At 68.0% G+C, this 16,746-nt stretch carries 17 protein-coding genes; 11 read left to right on the top strand and 6 right to left on the bottom strand.

Going from position 1 to position 16,746, the window contains the following annotated elements:
- The gene (gene gatA / locus ODR01_RS14125; protein ID WP_316978317.1) at window positions 1-1,479 is read right to left on the bottom strand and encodes an Asp-tRNA(Asn)/Glu-tRNA(Gln) amidotransferase subunit GatA; all 1,479 of its coding nucleotides are present in this window, start codon (window positions 1,477-1,479) and stop codon (window positions 1-3) included.
- Window positions 1,479-1,766 (bottom strand): Asp-tRNA(Asn)/Glu-tRNA(Gln) amidotransferase subunit GatC, encoded by a 288-nt coding sequence (gene gatC, locus ODR01_RS14130; RefSeq protein WP_316978318.1) that lies wholly within the window; start codon window positions 1,764-1,766, stop codon window positions 1,479-1,481. The genes gatA and gatC overlap by 1 nt, the downstream gene beginning before the upstream one ends.
- Before the next feature lie 291 nt (window positions 1,767-2,057).
- Between gatC and ODR01_RS14135 the strand changes: the two genes are divergently transcribed.
- Entirely contained in the window at window positions 2,058-2,798 is a 741-nt protein-coding gene (locus ODR01_RS14135; RefSeq protein WP_316978319.1) for an SDR family oxidoreductase, read from the top strand.
- Between the two features lie 3 nt (window positions 2,799-2,801).
- On the opposite strand, the gene ODR01_RS14140 is transcribed toward ODR01_RS14135, so the two are convergent.
- Window positions 2,802-3,908, bottom strand: coding sequence for an SH3 domain-containing protein (locus ODR01_RS14140; protein ID WP_316978320.1), 1,107 nt, complete (start codon window positions 3,906-3,908; stop codon window positions 2,802-2,804).
- 120 nt (window positions 3,909-4,028) lie between these two features.
- Here ODR01_RS14140 and ruvX point away from each other — a divergent pair, with 120 nt between their 5' ends.
- On the top strand, window positions 4,029-4,502 hold the full coding sequence (gene ruvX, locus ODR01_RS14145) for a Holliday junction resolvase RuvX (RefSeq protein WP_316978321.1): 474 nt from the start codon (window positions 4,029-4,031) through the stop codon (window positions 4,500-4,502).
- Between the two features lie 184 nt (window positions 4,503-4,686).
- Complete coding sequence (locus tag ODR01_RS14150) at window positions 4,687-5,610, top strand: AEC family transporter (RefSeq protein ID WP_316978322.1); 924 nt, start codon at window positions 4,687-4,689, stop codon at window positions 5,608-5,610.
- A 31-nt stretch (window positions 5,611-5,641) separates the two neighbouring features.
- Here the strand turns inward: ODR01_RS14150 and ODR01_RS14155 are convergent, their stop codons facing one another.
- Together ODR01_RS14155 and ODR01_RS14160 are read right to left on the bottom strand one after the other, a co-directional pair.
- Window positions 5,642-7,102: a lipopolysaccharide biosynthesis protein gene (locus ODR01_RS14155; protein ID WP_316978323.1), complete on the bottom strand. Its 1,461-nt coding sequence runs from the start codon at window positions 7,100-7,102 to the stop codon at window positions 5,642-5,644.
- Between the two features lie 113 nt (window positions 7,103-7,215).
- Entirely contained in the window at window positions 7,216-8,130 is a 915-nt protein-coding gene (locus ODR01_RS14160) for a glycosyltransferase family 2 protein (protein WP_316978324.1), read from the bottom strand.
- Window positions 8,131-8,420: 290 nt separating this feature from the next.
- Between ODR01_RS14160 and ODR01_RS14165 the strand changes: the two genes are divergently transcribed.
- From ODR01_RS14165 to plsY, 3 genes are read left to right on the top strand one after another with little or no spacing between them, the layout of a single operon-like run.
- Window positions 8,421-9,389: an aspartate carbamoyltransferase catalytic subunit gene (locus ODR01_RS14165; RefSeq protein WP_316978325.1), complete on the top strand. Its 969-nt coding sequence runs from the start codon at window positions 8,421-8,423 to the stop codon at window positions 9,387-9,389.
- Complete coding sequence (gene pyrC / locus ODR01_RS14170) at window positions 9,389-10,705, top strand: dihydroorotase (protein WP_316978326.1); 1,317 nt, start codon at window positions 9,389-9,391, stop codon at window positions 10,703-10,705. The genes ODR01_RS14165 and pyrC overlap by 1 nt, the downstream gene beginning before the upstream one ends.
- A 4-nt stretch (window positions 10,706-10,709) precedes the next feature.
- Complete coding sequence (plsY, locus tag ODR01_RS14175; RefSeq protein ID WP_316978327.1) at window positions 10,710-11,315, top strand: glycerol-3-phosphate 1-O-acyltransferase PlsY; 606 nt, start codon at window positions 10,710-10,712, stop codon at window positions 11,313-11,315.
- Between the two features lie 68 nt (window positions 11,316-11,383).
- On the opposite strand, the gene ODR01_RS14180 is transcribed toward plsY, so the two are convergent.
- Window positions 11,384-11,782, bottom strand: coding sequence for an ATPase inhibitor subunit zeta (locus tag ODR01_RS14180; RefSeq protein ID WP_316978328.1), 399 nt, complete (start codon window positions 11,780-11,782; stop codon window positions 11,384-11,386).
- Window positions 11,783-11,887: 105 nt separating this feature from the next.
- On the opposite strand from ODR01_RS14180, the gene ODR01_RS14185 reads away from it, so the two are divergent.
- From ODR01_RS14185 to purL, 5 genes are all read left to right on the top strand, one after another.
- Window positions 11,888-12,658: an NRDE family protein gene (locus ODR01_RS14185; RefSeq protein WP_316978329.1), complete on the top strand. Its 771-nt coding sequence runs from the start codon at window positions 11,888-11,890 to the stop codon at window positions 12,656-12,658.
- Between the two features lie 93 nt (window positions 12,659-12,751).
- Window positions 12,752-13,516: a phosphoribosylaminoimidazolesuccinocarboxamide synthase gene (locus ODR01_RS14190; protein ID WP_316978330.1), complete on the top strand. Its 765-nt coding sequence runs from the start codon at window positions 12,752-12,754 to the stop codon at window positions 13,514-13,516.
- Between the two features lie 14 nt (window positions 13,517-13,530).
- Window positions 13,531-13,773, top strand: coding sequence for a phosphoribosylformylglycinamidine synthase subunit PurS (purS, locus tag ODR01_RS14195; RefSeq protein ID WP_316978331.1), 243 nt, complete (start codon window positions 13,531-13,533; stop codon window positions 13,771-13,773).
- A gap of 97 nt (window positions 13,774-13,870) precedes the next feature.
- Entirely contained in the window at window positions 13,871-14,563 is a 693-nt protein-coding gene (gene purQ, locus ODR01_RS14200; protein ID WP_316978332.1) for a phosphoribosylformylglycinamidine synthase subunit PurQ, read from the top strand.
- Entirely contained in the window at window positions 14,560-16,746 is a 2,187-nt protein-coding gene (gene purL, locus ODR01_RS14205) for a phosphoribosylformylglycinamidine synthase subunit PurL (RefSeq protein ID WP_316978333.1), read from the top strand. Before purQ ends, purL begins: the two co-directional genes overlap by 4 nt.

A 16,746-nucleotide genomic window follows, 5' to 3' on the forward strand; every position in this document is an offset into this window, starting at 1 on the left:
TCAGGCCTCCCTCAGGAACGACGGCTTGGCGGTGAAGGCTGCCGATTTTTCCATCACGCCGCCGACCTTCAGCACGGTTTCCTCATCGAACGGCTTGCCGACGATCTGCAAACCCAGCGGCAGGCCCTGGGCGTCGAGCCCGGCCGGCACCACCATGGCCGGCAGGCCGGCCAGGCTGATCGGCACCGTGAAGACGTCATTGAGATACATCGCCACCGGATCGTCTGTCTTTTCATCAAGCGCGAAGGCCGCCGAAGGGGCGGTCGGCATCAGGAGCGCGTCGACGGTCTCGAAGGCGTTGCGGAAGTCCCTGGCGATCAGGGTGCGCACCCGTTGCGCCTTCAGGTAGTAGGCGTCGTAATAGCCGGCGCTGAGAACATAGGTGCCCATCAGCACGCGCAGCCGCGTCTCGGCCCCGAAGCCGGCGCCGCGCGTCGCCTCGTACATCTCGTCCAAGCTGTCGCCGGGCACCCGCAGGCCATAGCGCACACCATCGTAGCGGGCGAGGTTGGAGGAGGCTTCCGCCGAGGCGATGATGTAGTAGGTGGCGAGCGCGTATTTCGTATGCGGCAGCGATACGGGCACCGCCTCGGCACCGGCCTCCTTGAGCCAAGCCATGCCCTGCTGCCACAGGGCCTCGATCTCACCCGGCATGCCCTCGACACGGTATTCGTCAGGGATGCCGATCCTGAGGCCCCGGATGTCGCCCGTCAGCGCAGCGGCAAAATCGGGCACCGCGATGGGGGCCGAGGTCGAATCCTTGGGGTCGTGGCCGGCCATCGCGCGCAACAGCAGGGCGACGTCTTCCACCGTGCGGGCCATCGGCCCGGCCTGATCGAGGCTGGAGGCGTAGGCGACGATACCCCAGCGCGAGCAGCGCCCGTAGGTCGGCTTCAAGCCCACGATGCCGCAGTAGGAGGCCGGCTGGCGGATCGAGCCGCCGGTATCGGTACCCGTCGCCCCCAACGCCAGGTGGGCGGCCACCGCCGCCGCCGAGCCGCCCGACGAGCCGCCGGGCACGCGATCCTTGCCGTCGGCAGCCTTCCACGGACTGATCACCGGCCCATAGTGGCTGGTCAGGTTGCCCGATCCCATGGCGAATTCGTCGAGATTGGTCTTGCCCAGCATGACCGTACCGGCGTCCTTGAGCTGGCGGGTCACGGTGGATTCATAGGCCGGCTTGAAGCCGTCGAGGATATGCGAAGCCGCCGTGGTCAGCACACCCTCGGTGCAGAACAGATCCTTGACGCCGACCGGGATGCCGTCGAGCGGGCCTTTCGCCTGCCCCCTGGCGCGTCGCGCATCCGATTCCTTGGCCTGCGCGCGGGCGATGTCGGGAGTCTCGGTGATGAAGGCATTGAGCGCCTGCCCCGCCTCCATGGCCGCGATGTGGGCCTCCGTCAGCTCGGCCGCCGTGAACTCTTTGGCCTTAAGCCCCGCCGCCGCCTGGGCTATGGTCAGATCGGTGAGCGTGCCCATCACTCGACCACCTTCGGCACCGCGAAACAACCCGCCGCAACCTCGGGGGCATTGAGCAGCACCCGCTCGCGGCAATTGCCGTCGGTTACCTCGTCCTTGCGCCTGAAAAGCGACATCTCGGCGACGCTGGTCATCGGCTCGACGCCTTGGGTGTCGACCTCGTTCAGTTGCTCGGCCCAGCCGATGATGCGCGACAACTCGTTGGCCAAGCCGGCCCGCGCTTCGGGCGGAACCTTGATGCGGGCCAAAAAGGCGATGGTCTTGACGGTCTCTTGATCCAGGGGCATGGGAAAAGCGTCTCCGCTCAGGAGGAGACCCCGAAGACGGGGAATTCCGGGATTTTCGGCGCGTGCGCGGCGCGGAAAGTACCACCCGGCCGTCGCCCGCGCAACCCGGCCATGACGGGAAATAGGCCCGCTACCGTGTTCTCGCCGGCCAGGATCTTCCCACCGCCCCGGCGCCCGATCGACCGTTCAGCCGTCAGGGAACGTCCTGGCCGGCGGCGAGTTTACGGCCCGGGGCGGCACGGCGGCCGCCGGCCGTCCCGTTTGCGTGCGGCAGGAAGCGAGGTGAGCGCCATGGGCAGATTTTCGGACAAGCGGATTCTCATTACCGGAGGCAGCAGCGGGATTGGGTTGGCCGGCGCGCTGCGCATCGCCGAGGAGGGCGGCGCGGTCGGCGTCACGGGCCGGAACGAGGAACACCTGGCGGAGGCCCGCCGCCTCCTTCCCCCGGGCTCGCCGGTCCTTGCCAACGATGCCGCCGACCCCGCGGCCGCCGACGAGTTGGCCGCCGAAGTCCGGCGCACCGGCCTTCTCGACGGGCTTTGGCTCAATGCCGGGATCGCCGCGGTCGCCGCCATCGACGAGGTCGACGCCACCTTCTTCGACCGCATGATGAACGTCAATGTCCGGGGGCCGATCCTTCAGATCGCCAAGCTGGCTGAGTACCTCAAGCCCGGGGCCTCGGTCGTCCTGACGTCGTCCACCTCGGCCTACGAGCGGGCGCCGGCGGCCAGCGTCTATGCCGCCACCAAGGGCGCGATCCTTTCCGCCGCCCGCTGTTGGGCCGCCGCCCTGTCGGGCCGGCACATCCGGGTGAACGTGTTGGTCCCCGGCGCCATCGACACCAACTTCCGGGACTTCATGTCGACCGATTTTCGAAAGCAGTTCGAGGACGACGTCGTGAGCCGCGTGCCGCTCAGCCGAATCGGCTCGCCGGAGGAGGCGGCCGCCGTCGCCCTGTTCCTGCTTTCCGACGAAGCCTCGTACGTCACCGGAAGCCAGTATCCCGTCGATGGCGGCCTGACCATGCGTTAGGGGTTATTGCACCGGCTCGGCCAACATCTTCCACACGTCGCCGCCCCAGGCGGTGGGGGCCAAGGCGGCGGCAGCGGCCAGGGCCTCGGCCACCGAAGTGGCGGGCGCCTCGCGGTTCGTCGGCGTCGCCCCCAGATCCTTGACCGAGACGCCGTCGAAGACGATTTTCGACTCGGCCCGGCGATAGAGGAAGACCGTCGAGAAAATCTCGTCGTAGTCGCGCGCCACGTCCAGCAGGTCGACGCTGATCTGGTAGACTTGGTTGTCGGAAAGCTGGAACGGCGCCTCGGTGATGAACATGAAGCCGGGGAAGTTGAGCTTGCGGCCCTCGACCTCGCAGCGCCAGTCCATGTCGTAGTCGGCGGTTTCGATGATGTCGTCCTCGACCGGCGTCTTGCCGGTAAAGCGGATGGAAAAGCCGCAGGTGCCGCCGCCCGCCAGCGCCGCCTTGCCGTTGACCGGCATCAAGAGGTTGCCGTCGATCAAGGGCAGCAGGGCCTCGCGCGGCACGAAACCCATTTCGCGGCCGCTCCAGCGCACCGCCAGCCATTTGCCGTCGCCGCTGGCCCCCATGGCCTCGACCCGGGTGCCGCGCTCGATCTGGCCGTTCTTGGTGGCGTTGGCCGCCGGTTTGGCGCGCACCACGGTTTCGGCCACCGCCAGAAAGCGCCCGGAGGCCGGCGCCACCGGCTTGCCCCCGGCGCCCACGATGCGCCCGGCCTTGTCGCGCTCCAGCGGCGCCTGCTTGACCGCCTTGAGGTAGGATTCGAAGACGAAGCCGAGGTCGCGCCCGCCGCGCCTGACCGCCACCCAGCCGCCCTTGACCTTGCCCGCGGCCTCCAGCTCGGTGCCGACGCCCGCCTGCGCCACCTTGTCGGCGTCGCTGGCCGGCGCCGAGCGCACGTTGACGTCCTTCACCACCACGTAGATGCCGCTCAGGGGTTCGACAGCGACGCCCATGAATTCGATGTTGGCCGCCACCGCGTCGAGGGCCGGCGCGAAAGCCGCCATCGCCAGACCCAGCACCAAACCGCGCCACGCCCGCCCCCGGGCACCGCCCCACCGCCGCCGTCCGCCGGCGCCAAGCGCCGCTGGAAGCGAACCGGCCATTTCCCCCATGATCTTCCCGCACCCCACCCGAAACTAGAAATTACAATGCTCTAGACGATATGATATCGGAGCGAAGTCACCGTCTCCACAGTCTTTTTTCAGAGGAAATCCCAGCCACCCATGGCCATCGTCGACATCCGAGAGTTGCGGGCCCTGGTCCCGCGAGGGCGGCGCATCATTGGCCTCGACCCCGGCACCAAGACCGTCGGCGTCGCCGTCTCCGACGTCAGCGGCCGGCTGGCGACCCCTCTCGAAACCCTCCGGCGCACCAAGTTTCGGGCCGACGCCCTGCGCCTCGCCCACCTCATCTCCGAGCACGAGGTGGGCGGCATGGTGATCGGGCTGCCCATCAGCATGGACGGGGCCGAGGGGCCGCGCTGCCAGTCGGTGCGCCAGTTCGCCGAGAACCTGCTGGAGGTCATCGACCTGCCGACGGCGTTCTGGGACGAGCGGCTGTCCACCGCGGCGGTCGAACGCTTTCTGATCGGCGAGGCCGACATGACGCGTGCGCGCCGCGCCCAGGTCATCGACCGCGCGGCCGCCGCCTACATCCTGCAAGGCGCGCTCGACCGCATGGGCACGGCGGAAAGGTGAGGGCCGCCCGGATGCATAATTCCTTCCGTCATGCCACGGCGTCAGCCCGGGGCATCCAGCCTGCGGAGGGGCCTGGATTGCCCGGGCGAAGCCGGGAAATGATGGGAATGGAGGACGGCGGTCAGGCCTGTTTCGCCTGTGAAATCAAGGCTCCACCTCGGCGAAGGCAGAAAGGTTCTTCGCCATGACAACCATCGTCCTCAGCCTGGCCCCGGTGTTCCTGCTGATCGTCGCCGGCTACGTCATGAAGCGGGCCGAATGGCTGCCCGAGGCCTTCTGGCCGGGGGCCGAGAAACTCACCTATTACGTGCTGTTCCCGGCGCTGCTTGTCGAAAACACGGCGAAGGCCGCGCTGGGCGATATCGCCGTCGGGCCGGTCGCCGGGGCGTTGATCGTCCCCATCCTGGCCGTCGGCGGATTGGTCCTGCTGGCCCGCCCGCTCATGGGGACCGACGGGCCGTCGTTTACCTCGGTCTTCCAGGGGGCCATGCGGCCCAACACCTACGTCGGCATCGCCGGCGCCTTTGCCCTCTTCGGCGGGCCCGGCCTGACGCTGACGGCGCTGGCCATCGTCTGCTGCGTGCCCACCGTGAATGTGCTCGGCGTTGCCGCGCTGCTGCGCTTCGCGCCGCCGGCCGGCGGCCGCCGCCTCGGTTGGCGGGCGCTGATCCTTCCGGTGCTCAGCAATCCGCTGATCGTCGCCCCCTTCATTGGCGTGGTCCTGAATGCCGGCGGCATCGGCTCGCCGCCGGTGATCGGGCCGTTCCTCGACATCCTCGGGAAAGCCGCGCTTCCGGTCGGCCTGATGGCGGTGGGGGCCGGTCTCGACTTCGCCGCGGTCCGCCCGGCCGGCCGCCTGGTCGCCGCCTCCTCGGCGATCAAGCTTCTGGTGCTGCCGGCGCTGACATACGCGGCCGGGCGCCTGCTCGGGCTCGATGCGCTGGCCCTCTCGGTGGTGGTGCTCTATGCCACCCTGCCGGTTTCGGCCTCTTCTTATGTCCTGGCCCGCCAGATGGGCGGCAACGCACCCCTCATGGCCGGCATCATCACGGCGACCACCATCGGAGCCGCGCTGACCATGCCAGCGATCCTGGCACTGCTCGCCTAGGTCCGAGGTTTCGTTGTCCGCGCGACCGCGCCTACCGCCGGGCCGGAGTCATGACCAGGCCGGCGGTGCGCAGGGCCAGGCCCATCAGGGGGGGCGACAGCAGGCGGATGGCACCGACATAGATCAGTGCGCCCACCGGCACCAGCAGAGCGAGTTCGGCCGCCGACGCGAGGTCGGCCGGCAGGGCGAGGCGCAGCAGGACCAGCCCCCCCGCCATGGCGACGGAAGCGCCGGCCGGGGCGGCGAGCGGCGCCAGCAGCCGATCGGCCGGTACCGCCAGCAGACGGACCGCCAGGAAGGCATGCTGTAGCGGCACCAGCAGGGAGGTGCGCGCCACCCACACACTGGTGACGGCATAAAGCCCGAACGGCGCCGCGGCCAGGGCGCCGCCCAGCCCGACGGCGACGAAGATCACCGTCGTCGCCAACCCCCAGCCGGCGTGGTCGGTCGCCCGGTAGAGCGCGGCCAGGAACATGCCGTAGAAGGCCGGGATGAGTTCGAGCGCCAGCACGGCGAGCAGCGGGATGCTGGTCTGCCATTTGTCGTCGAAGGCAGCCAGCACGAGCGGCCGGTCGATCATCACGATGCCGACGGCGACCGGAAAGCCGACCAGGCAGGCAAGCCGAGTCGCATTGACGAAGGCGTCGGCCATGGCGGCCCGGTCGTGCTGGAGCTTCGAAAAGGCGCTGAGCCCGACCTGATAGACGGCGCTGGAGATCAGCGAGCGGATGAGTTGCACGGCGCGCCAGGCCAGCGTGAAGTAGCCGAGCGCGGTGGTCCCGAAGACCGTGCCCACCAGCAAAATCAGCGTCTGTTCGCCAGCGCCGCCGAGGACCTGGCAGAGCGACACCTGGGCGCCGAAGGCCCACATCTCGCGAAACCGCCGGCCGGAAAAGCGGAGCCGGGGCCGCCACGGGCCGACGGCGAACGCCGCCGTCGTCGCCACCTGGCCGACCAGCTGCTGGCCGACCAGGGCCCAATAGCCGTAGCCGGCGAACGCCATGCCGATGCCCACCGCGGCGCCGAGGCCGCGCCCCAGGAGCGAACGCCGGGCGACGGCATCGAAGCGCATCTCGCGGCGGAAGAGCGCGATCTGCACGCTGCTCAGCGCACCCAGCGGCAGCACCGGCGACAGCCAGCGGAGCACGTCGGCCAGCGGCGGCGCGTCGAGCGCGGCGGCGGCCATGTCGGCGCCGGCCAGGCAGGCCGCCATCAGGGCCAGCGCGATGGCGAGCGTGCTCCAAAACGCGGTGTCCAGGTGGTCGGCTTCGAGGGCCGGACGCTGCACCACGGCGTCGGCGAAGCTGTGGGCGGTCAAAAGAAGGCTGAAGGTGATGAAGACGGTGGCCAGCGCCATGATGCCGAAATCTTCGGGCGACAGCAGCCGGGCGAGGATGACAAAGCTGACCAACGAGATCAGCGCGACGCCGACGCTCTCGCCGGTCGCCCACACCAGTCCCTTGAGACTGCGGGTCTTGAGGTCGTGCAGCATTCCGGGCCCGTATCCGATTCCGGCGTCGGCCTTGATAGCAAACCGCGGGCGGCTGCCCGTGTGAACAAACGGTGACTTGCGCGCTTCCCACGGTATTGACGAGTGGGGGATGCTCACAGCCTGGGCGCGAACAGCGCGAACGCCTTCTCGGCGATGGCCATGCCGTAGGTGGTCGGTCCCGGCACCCGGCCCAGGTCACGCAGCGCCGCCATGTGCTGGCGCCGCAGCAAAGCGCCGCCCGGAGTGAGATAGGTGCGCAGCAGCATCCGGCAGTAGCGCCGCACATGGCGCCCCTCGGTGGCGCGCAGTTCGGCGGCATCGAAATAATCGGGGCCATATTCGATGAGCATGCCGAGATAGTCGCGTATCGTCGTGGTACCTGACTCCTCGTCCAGGCGCGAGAAAGCCAGTACCTCGTGCACGAATCCGAAATCGCAGGTGGGCAGCACCTCAAGGAAGACGGCGATGTCTTCGTGCAGGCGCTGGGAGCGATAGAACGGGCGGCGGGCCCGCACCAGGTCGGCCCGTATCAGGTTGGTGGTGGGGGCGATGGCAAAAACCCGCCCGGCCAGGAACAGCCGGCCGATCTCACGGCCGGAAAACACCTCGCTCTCCTTCGGCAGCCCGCCGCATTCGATGGCCTCGCCGCGGCGCCGCAACGAGCCGACGATGCCGACGGCGGGATGGCGAAGCCCGACGTCGACCATCCGTTCGATGGCCCGCGGATACATCATGTCGTCGGCCGGCAACAACCAGCAGTAGCGGGCCTCGGGCGACATCAGTTCGATGGCGCGGTTCCAGTTGTCGAGCATGGAGAGCGTCGCCTCGTTGCGGTACATCCGGACCCGCCGGTCGCGCCCGGCGTGGCGGGCCGCGATGGTTGCGGTGTCGTCGGTGCTGGCGTTGTCGAGAATGACGTGCTCAAGCTCCGCGTGGCTCTGGGCGCGCACGCTGTCGATGCAGACGTCAAGATACCGGCCGCCGTTGTAGACGGGCGTCACCACACTGACGAGGGCTGAATCGGCCACTGCGTTCGGCTCTCCGCTCCAGGGATGGCCATCGCCCAAAGTATCGCCCATCCGTCCCCCCCGGCGAAATCGGCGCAAAGGAGGATCACCGATTGTTCACATGCCGCCGCGCACCGGACATCCTTCGGCTGGGCCGCTTCGCCGACCGTGCTCGGGATGAGGACCTAAAGCCACGACCTCATGCCGAAAAGGCCCGAAGAGTCGTCTCGAAGCATGGCCTCTGGATTCAGAAGTTTTCCACAACATCTGGTCTTGCACGCCCGTCGGGGCCGGTCTTATAGTGGCGGCTCATGAGCAACCCCCATATCAACGCCCTCTTCCCGCATCGCCATTTGTTGGCCATCGAAGGGCTTTCATCCCAGGAAATCACGCTTCTGCTCGACATCGCCGAAGGCTACGTCGAGCAGAACCGCCAGGCAGACAAGAAGAAGTCGCTGCTGCGCGGGCGTACCATCATCAACCTCTTTTTCGAGGCGTCCACCCGCACGCGGACGTCCTTCGAACTGGCCGGCAAGCGACTGGGCGGCGACGTCATCAACATGACAGTGGCCACCAGCTCGGTGAAGAAGGGCGAAACGCTCATCGACACCGCGATGACGCTGAATGCCATGCACCCCGACGTGCTGATCGTCAGGCACCAGGATTCGGGCGCCGTCAAGCTGCTCTCCGAAAAGGTCAACTGCGCGGTCATCAACGCCGGCGACGGAACGCACGCCCATCCCACCCAGGCGCTGCTGGATGCGTTGACCATCCGCCGGCGCAAGGGCAAGCTGGCCGGACTCAAGGTCGCCATCTGCGGCGACATCCTGCATTCCCGGGTGGCGCGTTCCAACATCGAGCTCCTGACCACCATGGGGGCCGAGGTGCGCCTCGTCGCCCCGAAGACGCTGATCCCCACCGCGGTCGAGCGGATGGGCGCCAAGGTCTTCCACTCCATGAAGGACGGCATCGCGGATTGCGACATCGTCATGATGCTGCGCCTGCAGACCGAGCGCATGCAGGGCGGCTTCTTCCCGTCGGTCCGCGAATACTTCCACTTCTTCGGGCTGGATTACGAGAAGCTGGCCGCCGCCAAGCCCGACGCGCTGATCATGCATCCGGGCCCAATGAACCGCGGCGTCGAGATCGATTCCCTGGTCGCCGACGACTACGGCCGCAGCGTCATTCGCGAACAGGTGGAAATGGGGGTCGCGGTGCGCATGGCCTGCCTGGACCTGCTGACCCGCAACCTCCCCAACTCTGATTTGAAGAACCTGTGATGGCCACCCGCTGGAAACACACGGAAAACCTCGTCGCCTACGTCAACGCCCGCCTGCTTGACCCGGCCTCGGGCCTGGACGCCAAGGGCGCGCTCCTGAGCGAGGGCGAGACCATCGCCGACTTCGGGCCCAAGCTCTTCGCCGATGGCGTGCCCGAGGGCGTGCCGGTGATCGACTGCAAGGGCATGTGCCTGGCCCCCGGGCTGGTCGACATGCGCGTGCAGGTGCGCGAGCCCGGCGAGGAGCACAAGGGCACGCTGGCGTCCTCGGGACGCGCCGCCACCGCCGGCGGCGTCACCAGCATGGTCTGCCTGCCCAACACCCATCCCGCCATCGACGACATGTCGGTGGTGGAATTCATCGCCAGGCGGGCCCGCCTGCTGGGCCTGGCCAAGGTCTACTGCTACGGGGCCATCACCAAGGGCCTCGCCGGCAAGGAACTGGCCGAGATCGGGCTTCTGGCCGAATCGGGCGCCGTCGGCTTCACCGACGGCGAGAAGTCGGTGGTGGACGCCCAGGTGATGCGCCGGGCGCTGCTTTACTCCAGCACCTTCCCGCTTCTCCTCATCCAGCACCCCGAGGAGCCGAGTCTCGCCGGCAGCGGGGTGATGAACGCGGGTGAGATGGCGACGCGCTTGGGGCTTAGCGGCATCCCGCGCGAGGCCGAGATCATCATGATCGAGCGCGACATCCGGCTGGTCGAGATGACCGGCGGACGGCTGCACTTCGCCCACGTCTCGACCGGCGAAAGCGTCGCCGTAATCGCGCGCGCCAAGGAACGCGGCCTCGCCATCACCTGCGACACCGCGCCGCCCTACTTCGCGCTGAACGAGGTGGAGGTGGGGGACTACCGCACCTTCGCCAAACTGTCGCCGCCGCTGCGCTCGGAAGCTGATCGGGCGGCCATCGTCGAGGGGCTGAAGTCCGGCGTCATCGACGTTATCGCGTCGGATCACGCGCCGCAGGACGAGGATTCCAAGCGCCTGCCCTTCTCGCAGGCGGCCTGCGGCGGCATCGGGCTCGAAACCCTGCTGGCGGTGACGCTGGGCCTCGTCCATAACGGCGACCTCAAGCTGCTCGACGCGCTCAAGCTCATCACCGTGGCCCCGGCCGACGTGCTGGGCCTGCCGGCCGGGCGCCTGAAGAAGGGCGCGGCGGCCGACCTCGTCATCTTCGATCCCGACCGGGTGTGGAAGGTCGAGGCGGCGACGCTGCTCAGCAAGTCCAAGAACTCGCCCTTCGACGAGCGGCCGGTCCAGGGGCGCGTGTTGCGCACCATCGTCGACGGCCGGACGGTCTTCGAACTCGACAGTTGACCCCATGGACGCGCTGATCGGCACCCTGGGTTACCCGCTGCCGATCGCCTTAGGTCTCGGCTATCTGCTGGGATCCATCCCGTTTGGCCTCATCCTGACGCGCTTGGCCGGCCAGGGCGACATCCGCCAGATCGGTTCGGGCAACATCGGCGCCACCAACGTGCTGCGCACCGGCAAGAAGGGTCTGGCAGCGGCCACGCTGCTGCTGGACGGCGCCAAGGGGGCGGCGGCCGTGCTGCTGATGGCCGGCATCTCGGGCGACGCCGCGCTGGCGGCGGGCTTGGCCTCGGTGCTCGGCCATGTATTCCCGGTCTGGCTCAGGTTCAACGGCGGGAAGGGGGTGGCGACCACGCTGGGCGTGCTGCTGGCCGCCGCCTGGCCGGTCGGCGTCATGGCCTGCCTCACCTGGCTGGCGGTGGCAGTGATCTTTCGCATCTCCTCTCTGGCCGCCCTGATCGGGCTCGCCGCGTCGCCGCTTTTCGCTCTCTGGCTGGCCGACCCCCGCACGGCGGCGATGGCCGCCCTCCTCGCCGCCTTGAGCGTTGCCCGCCACCACGAAAATATCCGCCGCCTGCTCAAGGGCGAGGAACCGCGCATCGGCAAGAAATAACGGAATTTCGCACAAAATTTCGGTGACAGATCCCATGGGATCTGTCACCGAAATTAGTTCAGCCGAAATTACCCCTTCCGCTTCGCGAACGGGCCGTCGCCGACCGGGCCATGGTCGGTGTCGAGCGCGCTGGGGTATTCCTTGGCGATCTGGCGGCGGGCTTCCTCGCCAAGGCGTGGCAACTCGGCGGCGATTGCGGCCTCGCCGATGGCTCCGCCGAGCGCGGCGATACGCTCGGCCAGCGCCGCCGCGAAGTCGGCATCGCCGCGAGCGTCGAAACCGATGATCACCGCCTCGCCGGCCAGTTCCTGGGTGGCGGCGCCGTCCAGGCCGAGGCGGCCGGCCGCCCACATCCCGGCCAGCTTGTCGCGCCGGGAGCGCACCTTGAAGCGGCGCTCCTCCTCCATCTTGTACCTGGCTTCCTGGCTTTTCTTGCGGTCTTCGAAGGCGTCGTCTTCAGGGGTCATGGCCGCTCCCGCTTTCGCCCGAGGCTTCGCGGCGATTTTACCATAAGTCCGGCTCGGGGCGACCCTTCCCTTGCGCCGCGCGCCCCGGACCGTTACATCCAAGGAGTGTGCACCGTCGTCCTCCTGCGCCGACCGACCCATGCTTGGCCCCTCATCCTCGGCGCCAACCGCGACGAGATGGGCGACCGGCCGTGGCTGCCGCCGGCCCGCCATTGGCCCGACCGGCCGCGCGTGGTGGCCGGGCTCGACCGTCTGGCCGGCGGCACCTGGCTCGGCGTCAACACCCACGGCGTCGTCGCCATGGTGCTCAACCGGCGCGGCTCCCTGGGCCCCCGCCCCGGCGTCAGGAGCCGCGGCGAACTGCCGCTGTTGGCGCTCGAACACGCCGACGCGCGCACGGCGGCCCAGGCGATGGCCGACCTCAACCCCGCCGCCTATCGCTCCTTCAACCTGATCGTCGCCGATCATCACGAGGCTTTCTGGCTGTGCTCGCGCTACGACCAGGTGACCCGCGGCCACGAACCGCCGGTCGAGGTCCATGCGCTTCCCTCCGGCATCTCGATGATCACGGCCTCGGACCGCAACGACCCCACGTCGCCGCGCGTCCGCGCCTTCCTGCCGCGCTTCGAGGCGACGACGCCGCCCGATCCCGAGGCCGATGACTGGCGGTCGTGGAGTTCTCTGCTGGAAAGCCGGGTCCATGACGTGGAAGCCGGCCCGGAGGGCGCCATGACCATCGTCACCGACCACGGATTCGGCACGCTTTGTTCGTCGCTGATCGCCATCGGCCAGCCGGCCGGCGGCAAGGCCCGCGTGGTGTGGCGGTTTGCGCCGGGCCGGCCCGGCAAAGTGCCATTCAAGCCGGTGATGATTTGAGAGCGCAATCGTTGTTTTGAACCCCACCACCTGCTATATGAGGCGCGACTCTTGTCCGCGTCCCCGCGGCACCAACGAATTCGAGTACCTCCCATGGCTAGACGCAGGCAGATCTACGAGGGCCGGGCCAAGATCCTTTTCGAGGGCCCCGAGGCGGGCACGCTTGTCCAGCACTTCAAGGACGACGCGTCCAGTTCGGATTCCCCGAAGAAGGGTGTGATCACCGGCAAGGGCGTGCTGAACAACCGCATCTCCGAATACCTGATGCTGCGCATCAACGAGATCGGCATCCCCACCCATTTCGTGCGCCGGCTCAACATGCGCGAGCAACTGGTCCGCGAGGTCGAGATGATCCCGGTGCAGGTGATCGTGCGTAACCTCGCCGCCGGCTCGTTCTCGGAACGCTTCGGCATCCCCGAGGGCACCGCCCTGCCGCGCTCTATCATCGAGTACTGCTACAAGTCCGACGAACTGGGCGATCCGCACGTCAGCGAGGAGCATATCACCGCCTTCGAATGGGCGACCTCCCAGGACATGGACGACATCGTTTCCATGAGCCTGCGGATCAACGACTTCCTGACCGGCCTGTTCCTCGGCATCGGCATTCGTCTCGTCGACCTGCGCCTGGAATACGGACGGTTGTGGGAAGGCGAGCAGATGCGCATCGTGCTGGCCGACGAGATCAGCCCCGACAGCTGCCGGCTGTGGGACATCAAGACCAACGAGAAGATGGACAAGGACCGCTTCCGCCGCGACCTCGGCAACGTCGAGGACGGCTACCAGGAAGTGGCCCGGCGCCTGGGCATCCTGCCGGAAGGAGGCCCGCGCGACATGAAGGGTCCGGAAGTGATGCAATAAGGGGCGAGGGAAACGTGAAGGCAAAAGTCCACGTCATGTTCAAGGAAGGGGTCTTGGACCCCCAGGGCAAGGCCGTCAGCCACGCGCTGGCCGCCCTCGGGTTCAAGGGCGTCAACGAGGTCCGGCAAGGCAAGTACATCGAGCTCGACCTCGACGAGAAGAACCCCGACAAGGCGCGCCAGAGCGCCGAGGCCATGTGCAAGCAGCTCCTGGCCAACACCGTCATCGAAACCTACGCCATCGAAATCACCGAGTGATGACCCGCCCCGCGCGCATCCCGGCGTCCCATCCAGCGCCCGGGAGCGGTGTGGTTATCGCCAGGCTTCATCGCGACGATTGACGAGAGCATCACCCATGAAAGCCGCAGTCATCGTGTTTCCCGGTTCCAACTGCGATCGCGACATCCAGGTCGCCATCGAGCAGAGCACCGGCCAGCCTTGCGCCATGATCTGGCACAAGGAGACCTCCCTTCCCCGCCTCGACCTCATCGTCGTGCCCGGCGGCTTCTCCTACGGGGACTACCTGCGCTCGGGCGCCATGGCGGCCCATTCGCCGATCATGCGGGCCGTCAAGGCCGAGGCCGACAGGGGCGTCGCCGTCCTGGGCATCTGCAACGGCTTTCAGGTCTTGACCGAGGCGCAACTGCTGCCGGGCGTGCTGATGAAGAACCGCGATCTTCGCTTCATTTGCCGGGACGTCGATCTTAGGGTGGAAGCTACCGACACGGTGTTCACCCGGCGCTACAGGAAAAGCCAGGTAGTGCGCTTCCCGATCGCGCACAACGATGGCAACTACTTCGCTGACGCCGAGACCCTCAAGGCGCTGGAGGGCGAGGGCCGCGTGGCGTTCCGCTATTGCGATCCCCAGGGGAACATCACCGAGGCGGCCAACCCCAATGGCTCTCTCAACAACATCGCCGGCATTCTCAACGCGAAGCGCAACGTGCTTGGCATGATGCCGCACCCCGAGCGGCTGGCCGACATGCTGCTGGGCGGCATCGATGGCCGGCCGATGTTCGACGGACTGGTGGAGGCCCTGGCGGCATGAGCGCGATCACCCCCGAAATCGTCAAACGGCACGGCCTGACGCCCGAGGAGTACCAGAAGGTCCTCGACATCATGGGCCGCGAGCCGAACCTGACCGAGCTCGGCATCTTCTCGGTCATGTGGTCCGAGCACTGCTCGTACAAATCCTCGAAGAAGTGGCTCAAGACGCTGCCTACCAAGGCGCCGTGGGTCATCTGCGGGCCGGGCGAGAACGCCGGCGTCATCGACATCGGCGACGGCCAGGCCTGCATCTTCAAGATGGAAAGCCACAACCACCCCAGCTTCATCGAACCCTACCAGGGCGCCGCCACCGGGGTCGGGGGCATTTTGCGCGACGTCTTCACCATGGGCGCGCGCCCCGTGGCCAACCTCAACGCGCTGCGCTTCGGCGACCCCGGCCATGCCAAGACGCGGCACCTGGTGTCGGGCGTGGTCGCCGGCATCGGCGGCTACGGCAACTGCATGGGCATCCCGACGGTGGGCGGCGAGTGCGAGTTCCACCCCTGCTACAACGGCAACATCCTGGTCAACGCCATGACCGTCGGCGTCGCCGATACCGACAAGATCTTCTATTCGGCCGCCGCCGGCCTCGGCAACCCGCTGGTCTACGTGGGCTCGCGCACCGGGCGGGACGGCATTCACGGCGCCACCATGGCGTCCGCCGAATTCGACGAGGATTCCGAGGAAAAGCGCCCGACGGTCCAGGTCGGCGACCCCTTCACCGAGAAGCGGGTGCTCGAAGCCTGCCTGGAACTGATGGCCACCGATGCCATCGTCGCCATCCAGGACATGGGCGCCGCCGGGTTGACCTGCTCGACCTTCGAGATGGCCTCGAAGGGCGGCATGGGCGTGGAACTCAACCTCGACCTGGTACCCAAGCGCGCCGCCGACATGACCGCCTATGAACTCATGCTCTCGGAAAGCCAGGAGCGCATGGTCATGGTCCTGAAGCCCGGCCGCGAGGACGAGGCCCGGGCCATCTTCGAGAAGTGGGAGCTGGAATTCGCCGTCGTCGGGCACCTGACCGACACCGGCCGCCTGACGCTGACCATGGACGGCAAGGTGGTGGGGGATCTTCCCATCGATCCCCTGGCCGAGGCGTCCCCCGAGTACGATCGCCCGTGGGTGCCGACGCCGGCCCCCAAGGCGCTGTCCGTCGACGACGTGCCGGCCCCCAACGATCCGCTGGCTGCCTTGAAGCGCCTGATCGGCTCGCCCGACCTCTGCGAGAAGCGCTGGATCTGGGAGCAGTACGACCACATGGTGATGGGCGACACCGTTGGGCGCCCGGGAGGCGACGCCGCCGTCGTGCGCGTGCATGGCACGAAGAAGGCGCTGGCCATCACCACCGACTGCACGCCCCGCTATTGCCTGGCCGACCCCAAGGAGGGCGGCAAGCAGGCGGTGGCCGAGGCTTGGCGTAACATCACCGCGGTGGGGGCGACTCCGCTCGCTATCACCGACTGCCTCAACTTCGGCAACCCCGAAAAGCCCAAGATCATGGGCCAGCTCGTGGCCTGCATCAAAGGCATGAGCGAGGCCTGCACGGCCTTGGACTTCCCGGTCGTTTCCGGCAACGTCTCGCTTTACAACGAGACCAGCGGCGAAGGCATCCGCCCGACCCCCGCCATCGGCGGCGTCGGCCTGATCAAGGACGTCACCAAGGCGGTCGGCCTGGCGCTCGGCGCCGGCCAGACGCTCCTCGTCATCGGCGAGACCAAGGGCCACCTCGGCCAGTCGCTCTACCTGCGCGAGATCGCCGGGCGCGAGGAAGGGGCGCCGCCGCCGGTCGACCTCGCTTCCGAGCGGCGCAACGGCGACTTCGTGCGCGGCCTCATCGATGCCAAACGGGTTGCCGCCTGCCACGACCTCTCGGGCGGTGGGCTTTTGGTCGGCGTCGCCGAGATGGCGATGGCCGGAGGCGTCGGCGCCGTCCTCGAGGCGCCGCAAGGCTCCGTCCCTCCGCACGCCTGGCTGTTCGGCGAAGACCAGGGCCGCTATCTCCTGGCCGTCAAGGACGCCGCCGCCATCCTCGCCGACGCCGCCAAGGCAAAGGTGCCGGCCGCCGTCATCGGGCGCACCGGGGGCGACACATTGACGGTGAACGGCGGGCACGCCATATCCCTAGCGGAACTGAAAAGCGCGCATCAGGGCTGGCTGCCGGAGTACATGTCGGCCCCCTGA

This window comes from Shumkonia mesophila (assembly GCF_026163695.1).
Taxonomy (GTDB): domain Bacteria; phylum Pseudomonadota; class Alphaproteobacteria; order Rhodospirillales; family Shumkoniaceae; genus Shumkonia; species Shumkonia mesophila.

Coding starts and splice junctions, on each gene's coding strand:
- ODR01_RS14150 (WP_316978322.1), top strand. CDS start 4,687: ATGACAACCATCGTCCTCAGCCTGGCCCCGGTGTTCCTGCTGATCGTC.
- purL (WP_316978333.1), top strand. CDS start 14,560: ATGAGCGCGATCACCCCCGAAATCGTCAAACGGCACGGCCTGACGCCC.
- purQ (WP_316978332.1), top strand. CDS start 13,871: ATGAAAGCCGCAGTCATCGTGTTTCCCGGTTCCAACTGCGATCGCGAC.
- ODR01_RS14140 (WP_316978320.1), bottom strand. CDS start 3,908: ATGGCCGGTTCGCTTCCAGCGGCGCTTGGCGCCGGCGGACGGCGGCGG.
- ODR01_RS14135 (WP_316978319.1), top strand. CDS start 2,058: ATGGGCAGATTTTCGGACAAGCGGATTCTCATTACCGGAGGCAGCAGC.
- gatC (WP_316978318.1), bottom strand. CDS start 1,766: ATGCCCCTGGATCAAGAGACCGTCAAGACCATCGCCTTTTTGGCCCGC.
- gatA (WP_316978317.1), bottom strand. CDS start 1,479: ATGGGCACGCTCACCGATCTGACCATAGCCCAGGCGGCGGCGGGGCTT.
- ODR01_RS14155 (WP_316978323.1), bottom strand. CDS start 7,102: ATGCTGCACGACCTCAAGACCCGCAGTCTCAAGGGACTGGTGTGGGCG.
- plsY (WP_316978327.1), top strand. CDS start 10,710: ATGGACGCGCTGATCGGCACCCTGGGTTACCCGCTGCCGATCGCCTTA.
- ODR01_RS14180 (WP_316978328.1), bottom strand. CDS start 11,782: ATGACCCCTGAAGACGACGCCTTCGAAGACCGCAAGAAAAGCCAGGAA.
- pyrC (WP_316978326.1), top strand. CDS start 9,389: ATGGCCACCCGCTGGAAACACACGGAAAACCTCGTCGCCTACGTCAAC.
- ODR01_RS14165 (WP_316978325.1), top strand. CDS start 8,421: ATGAGCAACCCCCATATCAACGCCCTCTTCCCGCATCGCCATTTGTTG.
- ruvX (WP_316978321.1), top strand. CDS start 4,029: ATGGCCATCGTCGACATCCGAGAGTTGCGGGCCCTGGTCCCGCGAGGG.
- ODR01_RS14190 (WP_316978330.1), top strand. CDS start 12,752: ATGGCTAGACGCAGGCAGATCTACGAGGGCCGGGCCAAGATCCTTTTC.